The organism is Inquilinus sp. NPDC058860, from assembly GCF_042743185.1.
GTDB lineage: Bacteria > Pseudomonadota > Alphaproteobacteria > DSM-16000 > Inquilinaceae > Inquilinus.
Window position 1 is genome coordinate 183,269 of the sequence record NZ_JBHYMS010000003.1, and the last position, 16,666, is coordinate 199,934.

The window sequence follows — 16,666 nt, forward strand, 5'->3', positions numbered from 1 at the left end:
GACACCGCCCGCTCTATCGGAACAAGATTCCCATCCACATGAAATTTTCATACTCCAAAAAAAATAATTCGGAACCTGTTCCTTCGTGACGCATTTCCGGCGCGGCAGGGTGCGGATCTCGTTCCCACGGCGATTTGGGCCCTCGCCTTGCATTGCAATGGGGGAGACGATCGAGTGAGAATTCTGTCCATCGCGGCGCTCGCCGCTTTCGGCATCGCGGCCTCGGCGACAGCCTGGGCCCATGGCACGCTGGAGATGCCGATCAGCCGGGTCTATGCCTGCTACCAGGAAGGGCCGGAGAGCCCGAAATCCGAGGCCTGCAAAGCCGCGAAGACGGTGGCCGGCCCGCAGGCCTTCTACGACTGGAACGGGGTGCGTCAGGGTGACGCCGGCGGCAACCACCAGCAGGTGGTGCCGGACGGCCAGCTCTGCTCCGGCGGCGGCGCGGAGTTCCGCGGCCTCGACCTGGCCCGTCCGGACTGGACCAAGTCGTCGATCGTCCCGACCGGGGCCGGCGACTACACCTTCGTCTGGAAGGCGACGGCGGCGCATGCGACCAGCTATTTCAAGTACTTCGTCACCAGGAACGGCTGGAACCCGAACGCACCGCTGAAGTGGAGCGACCTGGAGGAGTTCGCCTCCGTCCCGGGCTCCGCCGCGCAGAAGGTCGGCGACCAGTACCGGATGACGGTGAAGCTGCCGCAGGGCCGGAAGGGCGACCATGTCATCTACGGCGTCTGGCAGCGCGCCGACAGCCGCGAGGCGTTCTACGCCTGCTCCGACGTCAAGTTCCCGGGCGACGGCACGCCGGTGCCGACCACGGGCTGGGAGGACCAGGGGCCGCTGATCGCCAACAGCGACCTGTCGGCCGGCAGCACGGTGACGCTGCGCGTCTTCGACCCGTCCGGCCGCGATGCCGGCAAGCATTCGGTGACGCTGACCGCCGCGACCGGCAAGGCGGCGATGTGGCCCTACACCCTGGCGCAGAAGGTGAATGCGGAATCGCAGATCTTCCGGATCGGCGTACTGCAGTCGGGCTCCGGCACCGCCAGCATCGTGCCGGCGCAGTCGGCCACGGCCAACCGCCTGTATCTGAGCAAGGCCTATCCCGGCTACAGCACCGAGATCGACAAGCAGGCGCCCAGCGGGGGCGGCGGCACCGGCAGCTGGGTGGAAGGTGGGACCTATACGGTCGGCCAGACCGTGACCTATCAGGGCCGCAGCTACCGCTGCCTCCAGGCGCACACCGCCTGGGTCGGCGCCGGCTGGACCCCGGCCACCAGCCCGACGCTGTGGCAGGCCGTGTAGCCGGATTCTAGGCCGGCGGCGTCGCGGGCGGGTGCGTCCGCGACGCCTGCAGGTCCTGGATCAGCATCTGCGCCGCGCGGGAGACGGTGACGCCCTTGCGGGTGACGATCTCGAACGGCGCGTCGTATTGCAGGATCTCCGGCAGCAGCGCCCGCAGCCGCCCTTCCGCCACCCAGCCCGCGGCGTAATGCACCGGCAGGAAGCCGAGATAGCCGCCGGACAGCACCAGGATCGCCTGCGCCTCCATGGCGTCGACCGTGGCCGCCGCGGAGGCTTCGGACAGGCCGAGCCGGGTCAGGTCGCTGAGGTTCCAGTAGCCGCGGGTGATCAGCCGCTCGCGCCGGATCTCGGCCAGGAGGTCGAGCGTGTCGGGCGCGTCGAACAGCCGGTGCCCGGCGCCGCAGTAGAAGCGGTGCCGCTCCGGGTACAGCGGCGTGTAGGTCAGGCCCGGGACGCGGCGCGGAAAGCTGCCCACGGCCAGGTCCAGCCGGCCGTCGAGCAGCAGCTTCTCCAGCATCGGCGGGGTGTCGACGGTCAGGTGCAGATGCACCCGGTGGTCGCGGCCGCCGAAGCGGCGCAGCGCCGGGATCACCGGCGCCCCCGGATCGCCGGCGGTGGCGTCGAGGAACCCGACCCGCAGGTCGCCGGCCAGGCGGGCATCGAGGGTCGACGCCTCGCCGCGGAACGCCTCGACCGCGTCGAGCAGGCGGCGCGCCGCGTCATAGACCGTCCGCCCCTTCTCGGTCAGCCAGAAGCCGGAGCGGCCGCGCTCGCACAGCCGGGCGCCGAGCCGCCGCTCGAGCTGCGCCATCTGCGTCGACACCGTGGAGGCGCCGAGGTTCAGCGCCGCCTGCGCCGCGGCGAAGCCGCCGGCGTCGGCCACGGTGACGAAGATCCGCAGCAGCCGCAGCTCAACATCGGAAACGTTCTTCATGCCGACGAGATTACATCGAGAAATTGCGAAGTGAACGTCGTGACGGCGCTATTTTTCAGCGCCATGACATTTGCCATCCTTCCGGCAACGAAACGGTGCTGACGGCGAGGCTTGGCGTGACCTGGACCCTGGATTCCGAGACCGGCGTGCTGCGCGACGTGCTGCTGGCGACGCCGGAGCACTATGCCTGGCAGCCGACCAACAGCATCGCCCGGGCCACGCTGGAGGCCGGATCGGCCTATGACCACCAGCGGGTGCAGGGCCAATACCGGCAGATGGTCGACGCCCTGGAGACCGCCGGCGTCACCTGCCACTACCTCGAGCTCGAGCCGCACCTGCCCTATCAGGTCTACACCAGGGATTCGAGCCAGGTGACACCCTGGGGCCCGGTGGTGACCCAGCTGTTCCGGCCGCAGCGCCGCGGCGAATACGCCTCGGTGATCGAGTTCTACCAGCGGCATGGCGGCATCTGGCGGTATGCCACCGACGGCACGCTGGAGGGGGGCGACATCCACATCATCCGCCCCGGCCTGGTGCTGATCGGCAGCTCCGGCGAGCGCACCAACGAGGCCGGCGCCCGCCAGTTCGCCCGCTGGTTCGAGGCCGAGGGCTGGGAGGCGCGGGTCGAGCCCTTCCCCGAGCATTTCCTGCATCTCGACGTGATCTTCTGCATGGCCGCAGACGGGCTGGCCGTGGCCTGCACCGAGGTGCTGGACGACGGCCTGCTGGACTGGCTGCGCGGCCACCGCATCCGGCTGGTCGACGTCAGCTACAAGGAGGTGATGCGGATGGGCTGCAACCTGCTGGCGCTGGGCCGCGACCGGGTGCTGTCGCCGAAGCACAGCGCCCGGGTGAACGCCGTGCTGCGGGCCGAGGGGCTGACGGTGCTGGAGCCGGAGCTGGACCTGCTGGCGGCCGGCGGCGGCAGCATCCATTGCATGACCATGCCGCTGAAGCGCGATCCGGTATAGTGAGGCGATAGAAAATAGATGCCCAGAATAAGCGCAGCCCCTTTATTGTCATTGCCGGGCTTGACCCGGCAATCCAGAAGATGTCGACAGCCTCTGGATGCCCGGGTCAAGCCCGGGCATGACAATTTTGGTTCAGCGATTGTCCGAAAAGACCTAAATCAGAGCCGATGACGACGCTCAATCCCCTCCTCGCCGCGGTCGCGGCGCCGCCGATCGCCGAGGCCCAGCGCTGGGTCGAAGGCCGCGTCTTCCCGGCCGACCGGCCGCTGATCGACCTGGCCCAGGCCGTGCCGGGCTACGCCCCGCCGGACGCGCTGACGGCGCATCTGGCCGAGCGGCTGCGCGACCCCGCCATGCACCGCTACACCGCGATCCTCGGCCTGCCGGCCCTGCGCGCGGCGCTGGCGGCGCGCTTCGCCCGCTATTACGGCGGCGCCATCGGCCCGGCCAATGTGGCGATCACCGCTGGCTGCAACCAGGCCTTCTGCCTGGCCATGGCGGCGCTGGCCCGCCCCGGCGACCAGGTGGTGCTGCCCCTGCCCTACTACTTCAACCACCGCATGTGGCTGGACGCGACCGGCATCGAGGCGCTGCACCCGGCCTTCCGGCCCGATGCCGGCGGCGTGCCGGATGTCGAGGAGGTGGCGCGCCTGATCACCGACCGCACCCGCGCCATCGTGCTGGTGACGCCGAACAACCCGACCGGCGCCATCTACCCCGCCGAGACGCTGCGCGCCTTCTACGACCTGGCCAAGCGCCGCGGCATCGCCCTGGTGCTGGACGAGACCTATATCGACTTCCTGCCGACCGACGACCGGCCGCACGACCTGTTCGAGGACCCGGACTGGGGCTCGACGGTGGTGCATCTCTACAGCTTCTCCAAGGTCTTCGCGATCACCGGCCACCGCGTCGGCGCCCTGACCGCCGGGCCGGCGCTGATGGCGCAGGTCGAGAAGGCGATGGACTGCGTCGCCATCTGCGCCCCACGCATCGGGCAGGAGGCGGCGCTGTTCGGCTTGGAACAGCTCGGCGGCTGGGTCCAGGGCAACACCGCGCCGATGCGCGAGCGGGCGACCGTGTTTCGCGCCGCCCTGTCGCAGCTGGAGGGCTGGCGCCTGGTCAGCCTGGGCGCCTTCTTCGCCTATCTCGAGCATCCTTTTCCCGAGCGCGACGCGGTCACGGTGGCCCGCGGCCTGGCGCTGGAGCACAATCTGCTGACCCTGCCGGGCAGCATGTTCGGGCCGGGGCAGGACCGGTTCCTGCGCGTCGCCTTCGCCAATGTCGGCAGCGACGCGGCCCCGATCGTCGCCGACCGGCTGACCGCCGCGCTCGCGTCGCCCCGCGACGCCGCTTAGGACATGTCGTCATAAGAAAGCACGAGGAGGTTTCATGACCCGCGAGATCTATCGCTTTTCCCCGAGCCGGCGGACGCTCCTGAAGCTGTCCGCCGCCGGCGCCGCCCTGGCCACGATCGGCCGGGCGCCCTTCGTGCATGCGCAGGAGCGCAGCATCAAGATCGGCACCTATGGCGGCTATTTCGAGGAGAGCTTCGGCAAGCACGTCTTCCCGGAGTTCACCAAGGCCAGCGGCATCAAGGTCGAGGGCGTCGGCGAGCCGACCGGCGAGGCCTGGCTGGTGCAGCTGCAGACCGCGGCCAATGCCGGCGAGGCCCCGGCCGACGTGTCGATGATGGCCCAGGTGGCCATGCTGCGCGGCATCAAGTCCGGCCTGTGGCAGGCGCTGGACCCGGCGAAGATCCCGGGCGCCGAGAAGGTGTTCCCGGAGTTCATCAACAAATACGACGACGGCCGCATCGCCGGCGTCGCGGCTGTGGCCTGGTTCATCACGCTGGTGACCAACACCGAGACCTATGCCGAGGCGCCGACCAGCTGGGCGGCGCTGTGGGACAAGGCGAACGAGGGCAAGCTGGGCCTGATGGCGCTGGCCAGCAACTCCTTCCTGCTGGAGATCACCGCCCACACCCATTTCGGCGGCAACACCGACATCCTGGCGACCAATGAGGGCGTCGAGAAGGTACTGGCCAAGCTGGCCGAGCTGAAGCCGAACGTGTCGCTGTGGTACCGCGACGAGGGCCAGTTCCAGAATGCGCTGCAGTCGGGCGAGATTCCGATGGGCGAGTACTATCACGACGTCACCGGCCTCGCGGTCAAGGATGGCTTCCCGGTGCGATCGACCTTCCCGAAGGAGGGCGGCGTGTCCGATCGCGGCTCCTGGGCCGTCAGCAAGGCGTCGAAGAAGCTGGAGGAGGCGCAGGTCTTCATCGACTTCATGTGCCAGCCGGCGCAGCAGGAGCTGCTGTCGCGCAAGGTCGGCACGGCGCCGATCGTGCCGCGCGAGATGCTGACCCTGTCGGCGGAGGAGTTCGCCGCCGTCTCCAGCGACATCAAGCCGATCATCCCGGACTACGAGCTGTACACCGAGCGCGGCGACTGGGTCGCGGAGAAGTGGACGGCGATGATCACCGGCTGATAGAGAGCGCGCCCCGGCTGCGGAGCCCGTGGCCGGGGCCTTACCTCCGAGACAGGACCCGCGCCGCATGCACGAGCTCCGCCTCCAGGGCATCGCCAAGGATTACGGCCGGGTCACCGCCGTCACCGATGTCGACCTGGCCGTCCCGGCCGGCAGGCTGGTCTGCTTCCTCGGCCCGTCGGGCTGCGGCAAGACCACGCTGCTGCGCATCATCGCCGGCCTCGAATCCCCGACCAAGGGACAGCTGCTGCTGGACGGCCGCGACGTCACCCCGGTGCCGACGCACCAGCGCAACTTCGGCATGGTGTTCCAGTCGCTGGCGCTGTTCGACCACCTGACGGTCGGTGAGAACATCGCCTACGCCCTGCGCATCCGCGGCGCCGACAAGGCGGCGCAGCGCCGGCGGGCGGAGGAGCTGCTGGCCCTGGTGCAACTGCCGGGCGTGGCCGACCGCCACGTCTCGCAGCTGTCCGGCGGCCAGCGCCAGCGCGTCGCCATCGCCCGGGCCCTGGCGATCGACCCCAGCCTGTTCCTTCTGGACGAGCCGCTGTCGGCGCTGGACGCCAAGCTGCGCGAGGCGATGCAGATCGAGCTGCGGCAGCTGCAGCAGCGCCTGGGCGTCACCACCATCCTGGTCACCCACGACCAGCGCGAGGCCATGACCATGGCCGATGTGATCGTGGTGATGGGCCAGGGCCGGATCCAGCAGGCCGGCGCGCCGCTGGAGATCTACCGCCGCCCGGCCAATGCCTTCGTCGCCGACTTCATCGGCACCGGCAACCTGCTGCCGGTCCGGGTCGACGGCGGGGCCCTGCGCCTCGGCGACGCCGTGCTGACCGCGAGCGAGGGGCTGGACGGGCTCAAGCCCGGCGCCGGCGCCACCCTCTTGGTGCGGCCGGAGGAGGTGCAGCTGCGCCCGGCCGGCGAGGCCGGGCCGAACCGGGTGGCGGGCACGGTCGATTTCGTGCGCGATGTCGGCAACTCGGTCGAGGTCTATGTCGACTGCGCCGGCACCCGCCTCGTCGCCGCCGCGGCGCGCAAGGACCTGCCGCCGATCGCCGCCGGCCAGACCGTGACGGTCGAGCTGCCGCCCGAATCCTGCGTGGTGCTGGCGGCATGACCGCGCCGGCCATGGTTGCGGCACCGGCCGAGCCCGCGACGACCCGGAACGCGCCCCGCGGCCTGGTCGCCCGGCTGCCGGCGCTGTGGCCGGCGGCGATGCTGTGCGTGTTCTTCCTGATCCCCTTCGTGATCATGGTGGCGTTCAGCTTCTACCACCGGGTCGAGGGCGGGCTGTACGAGCCGGCCTTCGAGCTGGACAACTACGCCCGGTTCTGGACGCCGCTGTTCACCCGGGTTCTGGGCTTCTCGCTGATGATCTGCGGGCTGGCCGCCGTGGTCTGCGTCACCGCGGCGGTGCCCTTCACCTGGTGCCTCAGCCGCACGCGCCGGCGGGCGCAGGTGGCGTGGCTGGTTGGCATCCTGTCGATCCTGTCGCTGTCCGAGGTGATCATGGGCTTCGCCTGGTCGATCCTGCTGTCGCGGTCGGCCGGCCTGTCCAACCTGCTGGTCACGCTCGGCATCCTCTCGACGCCCGAGGCCTGGACGCCGGGCTTCGGCGCCCTGCTGATGGGGCTGTGCTTCATCGGCTTCCCCTATTCGGTGCTGATGCTGTACCCGGCGGTGAACCGCCTCGACCCCGAGATCACCGAGGCCGCCCGCACGCTCGGCGCCTCGCCGCTGCGCGGTTTCTTCACCGTGGTGATCCCGTCGCTGCGCCAGGCGATCGTGGCGACGGCCATCCTGGTCTTCGTCTTCACCCTCGGCTGCTACGTGCTGCCGCAGGTGCTGGGCAAGCCGGAGCACTGGACCCTGTCGGTGCTGATCACCGACCAGGCGATCTACCAATCGAACGTGCCCTTCGCCGCGGCGCTGGCGGTGTTCCTGGTGCTGGTCAGCCTGGCCTTGATCGGCCTGACCCTGCTGCTCGGCCAGAGCAAGACGAAAGGGGCGCGCTGACCATGGGACGCGTGCTCTCCCGCCTCTACATGGGCCTGATCGGGGCCGTGCTGCTGGCGCCGATCATCGTCATCCTCGGCGTGTCGCTGAACGAGAAGAAGCGCCTGCTGTTCCCGCCGCAGGGCCTGTCCGTCGCCTGGTACGGCGAGATGCTGCAGGACCCGGAATGGGTGGGCGCGCTGAGCAACAGCGTGATCATCGCCGTGCTGGCGGCCGCCCTGTCGGTGTCGATCGCGCTGCCGATGGCCTGGTACCTGTGGCGCTGGAACCCGCGATGGGGCCGCGCCCTCTACACCCTCGGCATCGCCCCCTTCATCCTGCCGCCGGTGGTCTCGGCGCTGGGCTTCCTGATCTTCTGGCAGATCGTCGGGCTGTACGGGCACATCGCCGCCACCATCGTCTCGCACGGCATCTTCTTCGTCACCCTGCCGCTGGTGAACATCGCCCTCGGCCTGGCTTCGATCGACCGGGCGGCGGTGGAGGCGGCGCGCACGCTGGGGGCGGACGAGCGCACGGTGTTCCGCACCATCGTGCTGCCCTCGGTCAGGCCCTACATCATCTCCGGCTACGCCTTCGCCTTCGTGCTGAGCCTGAACGAGTACATCGTCGCCTACATGGTGGCGGGGTCGACGGTGGAGACGCTGCCGATCAAGATCTTCAACGCCCTGCGCTACGGCTACACCCCGGTGATGGCGGCGGTGACCGCGCTGTTCGTGCTGGTGGCGGCGCTGGTGTTCTCGCTGGTCGCCTGGCGCGGCGACCTGCCGCGTCTTCTCGGGGCCACCCGGCCGCCGCGTTGACCTATCCTGCCGCTTCGTTTCCCGATTCGGCGGCCCGACTGATCCATGCTTGCAGCCTTCCTGCGGTGGCACCTGCCAGCCCTTGTCCTCCTGCTGGCCGCCACCCCGGCCCCCGCCGATCCGCTCATGGACGGGTTCGAGGGCGGGCGCATCCCGCCGCAGGTCTGGTCGCCCTGCCGGCGGCCGGAGGGACGCTTCTTCATCGACGACATGCTGGCACGCTCCGGCAAGTACTCGGCCGGCATGGCGCTGCTGCCGACGCCGGACCTGCCGCCCGAGGTGGAGGCGATCAACACCGGGCACCGGCGCAGCGGCTGCATCGATTCCGACACGGACATGGAGTTCATGGCCGGCAGCGACCAGCGGGCCGAGCTGTGGCTGCGCGAGACCGAGGAGAAGGGCACCGACCTCTGGTACGGCTTCAGCTTCCGGATCGACGCGCCGCCGGCGCCCGAGGCCGACGGCCGGCGCCTGCTGGTCGGGCAATGGAAGCAGGCCGGCCAGTACAGCCCGTTCCTCGGCCAGCGCTTCCGCAACCGCAAGTTCTACCTGACGGTGGAGCAGGACGGGCCGGCCCGGCTGCAGCAGTGCCGGGTGCTGGTGGCCTGGGAGGACGGCTACGACTTCTCCGACTTCCCGCCGCATCGGAGCTTCCTGCATGACGGCTTCGACGAGACCGGCGCCAGGCTGCCGCCCGACTACACCGCCGATTGCGGCAGCGATCTCAGCATCGACCGCACGGCGTCGCTGCCCTCGCCCTACGGCGCCTGGGTCGACATGGTGGTCCACATCAAGGTCGACGCGCAGCCGGACGACCTGATCGACGTCTGGGCCAACGGCCGGAAGATCGTCACGGTGCGCGGCCGGCTGGGCTACCGCGACAGCGGCCGGCAGTATTTCAAGATCGGGCCGTATCGCGACCCCGCCGACACTCCGGTCGTGGCCCATCTCGACAATTTCGGCCTGGGCCGAAGCTTCGAGGAGGTCGATCCCCGGCGGTTCGACCAATAAGGCCGAGCGGTCGATTCGATCGCCCTGCTGCTGAGGCCGGCCGCCGCTTGGCCGCGCCCGGCCGCGCGCCTATCCTGCCCGCGGCCCGACACCCCGGGACGATCATGCTCGCAGCCCTGTCGCGGCGGCTTCTGCTGCCGGCCGTCCTGATCCTCGCCGCGGCGCCGGCCGCCGCTGCGCCCCCTGGCGCCGACATCAACGATGGATTCGAATCGGGTCGCATCGATCCGGACATCTGGGCCCCCTGCCCGCGGGCGGAGAACCGCTTCTTCATCGAGGAGTCGTTGGTGCGGTCCGGCCGCTACGCCGCCGGCATGGCCCTGCTGCCGGACGCCACGATGCCGCCGGCCATTCCCTCGGTCGAGGTGCAGCGTCGGCGCAGCGGCTGCCTCGACACCGTGCCGGGCGCGGTGTTCGAGCCGGAGGACGACCAGCGCGCCGAGCTGTGGCTGCAATCGACCGAGCCCCCCGGCGCCGAGAGCTGGTTCGGCTTCAGCTTCCGCATCGACGGGCCGGCCGCGACGGCCGACGGCAACCGGCTCGTGATCGGCCAGTGGAAGCAGAGCGGCAGCCGCAGCCCGTTCCTGGCCCAGCGCTTCAAGAACGGCGCGTTCCACCTGACCATCGAGCAGGCGGGGCCGTCGCCGGGCCAGCAATGCCGGGCGCTGGTGGCCTGGCAGGACGGCTACGACTTCTCCGACTTCCCCGGCGGCACCCGCAGCTTCCTGCATGGCGGCGCCGACGAGCTGGGGGCGGAGCTGCCGGCCGACCGCAGCGCCGAATGCAGCCGCGGCCTCGCCATCGACCGCAAGGCATCTCTGCCTTCGCCCTTCGGCGCCTGGGTCGACATGGTGGTGCATCTGCGCGTCGCCGGCCGGTCGGACGATCTGGTGGAGGTCTGGGCGAACGGCCGGCTGATCGCCGCCGTGCACGGCCCGGTCGGCTTCCCCGGCGGCGGCAACCAGTACTTCAAGTTCGGGCCCTATCGCGACCCGTCGCCGGCGCCGCTGGTGGTGCGGTTCGACAACTTCACCCGCGGCGACGACTTCGCCGCGGTCGATCCCCGGCGCTTCGATCGCTAACGTCGGATCGGGTGGCAGCCTCGGGCCGCCGCCCCATGTCTGTACCGTCGTCCCCTGGCCGCATCGCCGGTGCGGCCCAACCCAGGAGCGTGCAATGAGCAAGCCTGAGAAGATCATCTATAAGGCCACCGCCACCTCGACCGGCGGCCGCGACGGACGGTCCAAATCCTCCGACGGCATCATCGACCTGGCCTTGGCGGTACCGACGGAGATGGGCGGCAAGGGCGGTGCCACCAATCCGGAGCAGCTGTTCGCCTCCGGCTATTCCGCCTGCTTCCTGGGCGCCCTGAAGTTTGTCGCCGGCAAGGAGAAGGTGCAGATCTCGCCCGACGCCTCGGTCAAGGCCGAGGTCGGCATCGGCGAGATCCCGGGCGGCTTCGGCATCGATGTCGACCTGACGGTCTCGCTGCCCGGGCTGGACAAGGCCAAGGCGCAGGAGCTGGTGGAGAAGGCGCACCACGTCTGCCCGTACTCCAACGCCACCCGCAACAATGTCGACGTCCGGCTGCACATCGCCTGACGCCCAAGGGGCCTGACCCGCACCGGCGGCCGGGACCCGATCCCGGCCGCCACGGCCCTCTCTATCCGAAGGCCGCCAGCAGGCGGGCGGCCGCCTGCAGATCCGCGGTCTCCGCACCTTCGGTGAAGCGGTCGAACACCGGCCGCAGCAGCGCCGCGGCCTCGCCGCGCCGGCCCTCGCCGGCCAGCAGCGAAGCGAGATCGGTCGCGGTTCGCAGCTCCCAGGCCGAGGCACCCTGGCTCCGGCTCCAGTCCAGCGACTGCCGGAAGCAGGCCTCCGCGGCTTGCGGCGTCGCCTGCAAGAGCCGTCCCTTTACCCGCAGCAGCTCCGGCCCGTAGACGAGGTCGCCGCGGGCCTCGACCCGGCAAATCGTCTCGTCCACCAGGGCCAGGCCCTCGGCCGCCCGGCCGGTCGCCGCAAGCCCTTCGGCCAGCGCGATCTCGAGTATCGTGGTCAGCACCTCGTAGCGCGCGCCGCGCAGCGTCGCCAGGCCAGCCTGCAGTTCCCCGACACCCGCCTCGGCATCGCCACGGCGGAGCGCCAGCGCCCCGGCGAAGGCCTGCCCGACGGCGAGATAGGGTCCGAGCGAATGGGACCCGGCGCGGGCGGTGAACCAGGCCACATGCTGCTCCGCGCTGCGGAGGTCGCCGGTCCAGAGATAGACGGTGATCGCCCAGATCATGGCGACGGACAGCGTGACCGGATGGTCCATCCGCTCGGCCTCGTGCACGGCGCGGCGTGCCTGCTCCACGGCCTGGGCCGGGTGGCCCTGCAGCCACAGGGTGCGGGCCAGGATGGCGCCCGACGGGTTCTGGCCCTCGAAGCCGAGATGGATCGTGCTGGCCCGCGGCCCGCCCGGCTGGTGCCGCAGCGCCGCCTCCAGCGCCACGCGCGCCCCGCCGAGTTCGCCGGCCAGGTGCAGCGAGATACCGAGCAGGAAATGCGCCAGCGCCGCGGCCGCTGGGTCCTCGACCGAGCCGGCCAGGGCGGAGCCCCGCTTCCCCAGCTCCAGGGCGATGTCGAACGCCCCGGTCCGCAGATGGAACATGTGCAGCGGGCCCAGCACCACCAGCTGGCCGGCGCCGTCCCCGCGGGCCTCGGCGATCGCCAGGGCCCGCTCCAGCGCCGCGCGGGCCGCGTCGCTGCCGCCCTGCAGGAACATCAGCGCCATTCCCAGCGCCGCCTGCAGATGCATCTTCTCGGCGGCGCCGCCAGTGGCGTCGTCGAGGGCGCGGATCGCCCGCTCCGACCAGCGCCGGCATTCGGTCAGCAGCGACATCGCCAGGAAGACCGGCGCCGCCGCCGCGGCCAGCGCGACGCCGAGGCCGGCATCGCCGCCGGGGCCGAAGCACCATTCCAGGGCGGCGCGCACATTGTTCATGGCGGACAGGTACGGCCCCCGCTCCGCCGCGTTCGACAGGGCCGGCCATTCGCCGCCGAGCTGCTCCAGCCAGCGCCGGTAATAGCCGGCGTGGCGCGCGGCCAGATCGGCGCGCTCGGCGTCGCCGGCGATCTGCAGGGCATAGGCGCGCGTGGTGTCCAGCAGGCGGTAGCGCATCATCGCGCCGGCCGGGCGGGTCGCGACCATCGACTTCGCGACCAGGCTGTCGATGGCGGCGAAGAGAACGGCGTCGTCCACGGCCCCGCCGGTCGTCACGCCCAGCGCCGCCTCGATCGTGAACGGGCCGACGAATGCGGCGAGCCGGCGCAGCACCAGGCGTTCCGGCTCCGACAGCAGGCCGTAGCTCCAGTCCAGCGTGGCCTGCAGCGTCCGCTGCCGCGGCGGCGCGTCGCGCTGCCCGGGCCAGGACAGGGGCAGGCGCTGGTCCAGCAGGGCCGCGGTCTGCCGCAGGCCATAGGCCTGGACCCGCCCGGCCGCCAGCTCGATCGCCAGGGCCACCCCGTCGAGCCTGCGGCAGATCTCCGCCACCAGCGCGGCGTCCGCGTCCCCGAGCTCGAGCGGGGCGCCGGCCGCCGCGGCGCGCTCCAGGAACAGCCGGGCGGCGGGGAATTCCCTCGCCGCCGCGGCGGTCAGGCCGGGATCGTCCGGCGGGCTGGCCAGCGGCGCCAGGGGGTGGACCTGCTCGCCCTCGACCCGCAGCGCCTCCCGGCTGGTGGCCAGGATGTGGACCCCGGGCGCGGCCCGGAAGAGGTCGGCGGCGAGGCCGGCCGCGCCGTCGATGACATGCTCGCAGCTGTCGAGCACCAGCAGGAAGCGCCGATTGCGCAGATAGCCGATCAGGCCGGGCGCAGGATCTTCCGACTGGATCGGCAGCCCCAGCATCGACGCCACCGCCACCGGGACCATGCCCGGATCGGTCTGCAGCCCGAGATCGACGAACAGGGCGGCCCCGGCGAAGGACTCCAGCAGCTCATGCGCGACCGCGGCCGCCACGGTGGTCTTGCCGACCCCGCCGGGGCCGGTGATGGTGACGAAGCGCGCCGCGGCGAGCTGGGCCGACAGCGCCCGCACGCTCTCCTCCCGCCCCACCATCCGCGCCAGCCGCGCCGGCAGGAAGGTGGCGCCGGTGGCGGCGGCGCCGGCCGTCGCTGGCCGGTCCGACGCGCCGGAGGACCGCAGCACCGGCGCGACGAAGCAGTATCCGCGGCCCGGCAGGGTGGCGATGTACCGCGCGCCGTCCTGCCCATCGCCCAGCGCCTTGCGCAGCCCGACGATGTGGAAGCGCAGGCTGCCCTCCTCGACCGTCACGTCGGGCCACACCTCGGCCATCAGCTCGCGCTTGCCGACCGGCTCGTTCGGGCGGGAGACCAGGGCGACCAGGATGTCCAGCGCCCGCGCGCCGAGATCGACCGGCGCGCCGCCCCGGGTCAGCAGCCGCTCGCCCGCGGCCAGGCGGAACGGACCGAAGGAGAACACGTCCTGCGCCGGCCCGATGATCATTCGCAACTCTCCGCCACGGCCTGACTCGGCCGCATCGTAGGGGAAGGCCCGGCGCCGCACCACCGAAGGCCCGACACAGAATTCAGCAATCGGCGGCAAACCCGGCGGTCCCGTGAAAGCACAGGCACGGCCGCGGCGCTAGGGTCGCGCCCGGAACGGCCTCGTCACGGGCCGTCCGCCCCGCAGCAGAGGAACGATCATGTCCGACGCAGTGCCGCCCGCCACCCGGCGCGGCTTCCTGGCGACCTCCGCGACCGCGATCGCCGCCGCCGGTGCGCCGAGCCTCCTGCCCGCACGGCTGGCAGCAGCCGCCCAGGGCAGCGCCATCCGCCCGTTCCGCGTCGAGATGCCGGAGGTCGCTCTCGCCGACCTGCGCCGGCGCATCGCGGCGACGCGCTGGCCCGGCCGCGAGACCGTCGCCGACCAGTCGCAGGGCGTGCAGCTGGCGCGGCTGCAGGCGCTGGTGCGCTATTGGGGCACGGATTACGACTGGCGCAAGGTGGAGGCCAGGCTGAACGCCCTGCCGATGTTCGTGACCGAGATCGACGGGCTCGACATCCAGTTCATCCATGTCCGCTCGAAGCACGACAACGCCCTGCCGCTGATCATGACCCATGGCTGGCCGGGGTCGATCCTGGAGCTGGTGAAGGCGATCGGTCCGCTGACCGACCCCACGGCGCATGGCGGCAGCGCGGAGGACGCGTTCCACCTCGTGGTGCCGTCGCTGCCGGGCTTCGGCTTCTCCGGCAAGCCGACCGGGACCGGCTGGGGCTCCGACCACATCGCCCGCGCCTGGGGCGAGTTGATGGCGCGGCTGGGCTACAAGCGCTTCGTGTCCCAGGGCGGTGATTGCGGGTCGGTGATCTCGCACCGGATGGCGATGCAGACCGTACCGGGGCTGATCGGCATCCATGTCAACATGCCGGCGACGGTGCCGGCCGAGCTGCAGCCGCTGCTGTCGCAGGGCCTGCCCGCCCCGGCCGGACTGCCGGCCCCAGAGAAGGCGGCCTACGACCAGTTGAACGATTTCTATCAGAACAACACCGGCTACGCGGCCATGATGGTGACCCGGCCGCAGACCGTCGGCTACGCCCTGGCGGATTCGCCGGTCGGCCAGGCCGCCTGGATGTACGACAAGATCGCGCAATGGACCTACAGCGGCGGCGATCCGGAGAAATCCCTGACCCGGGACGAGATCCTGGACGACATCTCGCTGTACTGGCTCACCGACAGCGCCACCTCCGCGGCGCGGATCTACTGGGAGGATCATTCCAACAACTTCAACGCGGTGGACATCTCCCTGCCCGCGGCAGTGACGATCTTCCCGGGCGAGATCTACCGCGCCCCCCGCAGCTGGGTCGAGCGCGCCTATCACAAGCTCGTCTACTTCAACGAGGTCGACAAGGGCGGCCATTTCGCCGCCTGGGAGGAGCCGGAGCTGTTCGCCACCGAGGTCCGCGCCGCCTTCCGCTCGCTGCGCTGACGGCCCCTTCCCGGCGCGACACGGGCCCCGCACCGCTGCGAGGCCCGTGCTCAGCCATGCCCGACGACCGCTAACGACGGCTCACAAGCCCTAACGAGCGTCCTCCCGAGCCTGCGCGTAGATATCGGGCATCGAAGACGGCCTGGAGGACACGATGATGGAGAAGGACGGGACAAGCCTCGCGGCCTCGGCCGTCGACGCGTCCTGGGGGCCGGCCGAGACGGCCGCGGCGCTGATCGAGGACGTCCGCCGCGGCCTGGTGCGCAACCCGGAGGCCGCACGCGCCGCCGCGGTGCGGCTGGTGACGCTGCTGACGCTGTCGCGCGCGGCGGAAGGCACCCGCGGCGGGCTGGCGCCATGGCAGAAGCGCCGGGTCGACCGCTATCTGAGGCGGTCGCTTCATCGTCCGCTGCGGATCGGGGAGCTGGCGGAGCAGGCGGCGCTGAGCACCAGCCACTTCGCCCGCGCCTTCAAGGACAGCTTCGGCACCACCCCGCACGGCTACATCATCCGGCTGCGGCTGGAACGAGCCCGGCGGCTGATGCTGACCACCCGCGACCCGCTGAGCCAGATCGCGCTGGCCTGCGGCTTGGCCAGCCAGTCGCATCTGTCGAAGCTGTTCCGGCGCTGGTTCGGCGAGACGCCGAGCGCCTGGCGCCGGCGCAACCTGACCGGGGCCGTCACGCCCCCACCCACATCGGAAAGGAGCCCGTCATGACCAAGATCGAAAAGGTGCTGTACACCGGCAGGACCCACACCACCGGCGGCCGCGACGGCATGGCCCGCAGCTCGGACGGCCGGCTGGACATCAAGCTGTCGCCCCCCGGCGGCCCGGGCACCGGCACCAATCCGGAGCAGCTGTTCGCCGCCGGCTGGTCGGCCTGCTTCATCGGCGCGATGGGCCGCGCGGCAAGCGAGATGAGGGTCACCCTGCCGGCCGACCGGGCGGTCGATGCCGAGGTCGACCTGGGCACCACCGACGGCGCCTTCTTCCTGCAGGCCCGGCTGACCGTCAGCCTGCCCGGCCTGGACCGCGAGGTCGCCCAGGCCGTGGTCGAGGCCGCGCACCGGATCTGCCCCTACTCCAAGGCCACCCGCGGCAACATCGACGTCACCCTGACCCTGATCTGAGCCGCCCCTGCCGGT

At 71.2% G+C, this 16,666-nt stretch carries 15 protein-coding genes; 13 read left to right on the forward strand and 2 right to left on the reverse strand.

All coding sequences use genetic code 11. The features are described from left to right. The first annotated feature begins 174 nt into the window (after nucleotides 1–174). Nucleotides 175–1,308, forward strand: coding sequence for a lytic polysaccharide monooxygenase (locus ACFW16_RS03640; protein WP_380301958.1), 1,134 nt, complete (start codon nucleotides 175–177; stop codon nucleotides 1,306–1,308). Between the two features lie 7 nt (nucleotides 1,309–1,315). Here ACFW16_RS03640 and ACFW16_RS03645 read toward each other — a convergent pair whose 3' ends face one another. Continuing rightward, complete coding sequence (locus tag ACFW16_RS03645; protein ID WP_380301960.1) at nucleotides 1,316–2,242, reverse strand: LysR family transcriptional regulator; 927 nt, start codon at nucleotides 2,240–2,242, stop codon at nucleotides 1,316–1,318. Nucleotides 2,243–2,358: 116 nt separating this feature from the next. On the opposite strand from ACFW16_RS03645, the gene ACFW16_RS03650 reads away from it, so the two are divergent. The 9 genes from ACFW16_RS03650 to ACFW16_RS03690 all read left to right on the forward strand — a co-directional run bounded on the left by ACFW16_RS03650 (nucleotide 2,359) and on the right by ACFW16_RS03690 (nucleotide 11,135). Then, nucleotides 2,359–3,213 carry a dimethylarginine dimethylaminohydrolase family protein gene (locus ACFW16_RS03650; RefSeq protein ID WP_380301962.1) on the forward strand — a complete coding sequence of 285 codons (855 nt, stop codon included), beginning with the start codon at nucleotides 2,359–2,361 and terminating at the stop codon, nucleotides 3,211–3,213. A gap of 167 nt (nucleotides 3,214–3,380) precedes the next feature. Continuing rightward, the gene (locus ACFW16_RS03655; protein ID WP_380301964.1) at nucleotides 3,381–4,568 is read left to right on the forward strand and encodes an aminotransferase; all 1,188 of its coding nucleotides are present in this window, start codon (nucleotides 3,381–3,383) and stop codon (nucleotides 4,566–4,568) included. A gap of 34 nt (nucleotides 4,569–4,602) precedes the next feature. Beyond that, nucleotides 4,603–5,703, forward strand: coding sequence for a PotD/PotF family extracellular solute-binding protein (locus ACFW16_RS03660; protein ID WP_380301966.1), 1,101 nt, complete (start codon nucleotides 4,603–4,605; stop codon nucleotides 5,701–5,703). A 67-nt stretch (nucleotides 5,704–5,770) separates the two neighbouring features. Next, complete coding sequence (locus ACFW16_RS03665; protein ID WP_380301968.1) at nucleotides 5,771–6,823, forward strand: ABC transporter ATP-binding protein; 1,053 nt, start codon at nucleotides 5,771–5,773, stop codon at nucleotides 6,821–6,823. Further along, a complete protein-coding gene (locus tag ACFW16_RS03670; RefSeq protein WP_380301970.1) occupies nucleotides 6,820–7,722 on the forward strand; it encodes an ABC transporter permease in 903 nt (300 codons plus the stop codon). Before ACFW16_RS03665 ends, ACFW16_RS03670 begins: the two co-directional genes overlap by 4 nt. Nucleotides 7,723–7,724: 2 nt before the next feature. Then, on the forward strand, nucleotides 7,725–8,522 hold the full coding sequence (locus tag ACFW16_RS03675) for an ABC transporter permease (protein ID WP_380301972.1): 798 nt from the start codon (nucleotides 7,725–7,727) through the stop codon (nucleotides 8,520–8,522). A 45-nt stretch (nucleotides 8,523–8,567) separates the two neighbouring features. After that, nucleotides 8,568–9,533, forward strand: a complete 966-nt coding sequence (locus ACFW16_RS03680) for a heparin lyase I family protein (protein ID WP_380301974.1) — start codon at nucleotides 8,568–8,570, stop codon at nucleotides 9,531–9,533. A 104-nt stretch (nucleotides 9,534–9,637) separates the two neighbouring features. Next, nucleotides 9,638–10,615, forward strand: a complete 978-nt coding sequence (locus ACFW16_RS03685; protein WP_380301976.1) for a heparin lyase I family protein — start codon at nucleotides 9,638–9,640, stop codon at nucleotides 10,613–10,615. Nucleotides 10,616–10,709: 94 nt separating this feature from the next. Further along, entirely contained in the window at nucleotides 10,710–11,135 is a 426-nt protein-coding gene (locus tag ACFW16_RS03690) for an organic hydroperoxide resistance protein (RefSeq protein WP_380301978.1), read from the forward strand. A gap of 61 nt (nucleotides 11,136–11,196) precedes the next feature. Here ACFW16_RS03690 and ACFW16_RS03695 read toward each other — a convergent pair whose 3' ends face one another. Then, entirely contained in the window at nucleotides 11,197–14,037 is a 2,841-nt protein-coding gene (locus ACFW16_RS03695) for an ATP-binding protein (protein WP_380301980.1), read from the reverse strand. 199 nt (nucleotides 14,038–14,236) lie between these two features. On the opposite strand from ACFW16_RS03695, the gene ACFW16_RS03700 reads away from it, so the two are divergent. The 3 genes from ACFW16_RS03700 to ACFW16_RS03710 all read left to right on the forward strand — a co-directional run bounded on the left by ACFW16_RS03700 (nucleotide 14,237) and on the right by ACFW16_RS03710 (nucleotide 16,651). Next, nucleotides 14,237–15,520: an epoxide hydrolase family protein gene (locus ACFW16_RS03700; RefSeq protein WP_380301982.1), complete on the forward strand. Its 1,284-nt coding sequence runs from the start codon at nucleotides 14,237–14,239 to the stop codon at nucleotides 15,518–15,520. A gap of 154 nt (nucleotides 15,521–15,674) precedes the next feature. Further along, the gene (locus ACFW16_RS03705; protein WP_380301984.1) at nucleotides 15,675–16,238 is read left to right on the forward strand and encodes a helix-turn-helix domain-containing protein; all 564 of its coding nucleotides are present in this window, start codon (nucleotides 15,675–15,677) and stop codon (nucleotides 16,236–16,238) included. Next, the gene (locus ACFW16_RS03710; RefSeq protein WP_380301986.1) at nucleotides 16,235–16,651 is read left to right on the forward strand and encodes an organic hydroperoxide resistance protein; all 417 of its coding nucleotides are present in this window, start codon (nucleotides 16,235–16,237) and stop codon (nucleotides 16,649–16,651) included. The genes ACFW16_RS03705 and ACFW16_RS03710 overlap by 4 nt, the downstream gene beginning before the upstream one ends. Nucleotides 16,652–16,666: the final 15 nt, after the last annotated feature.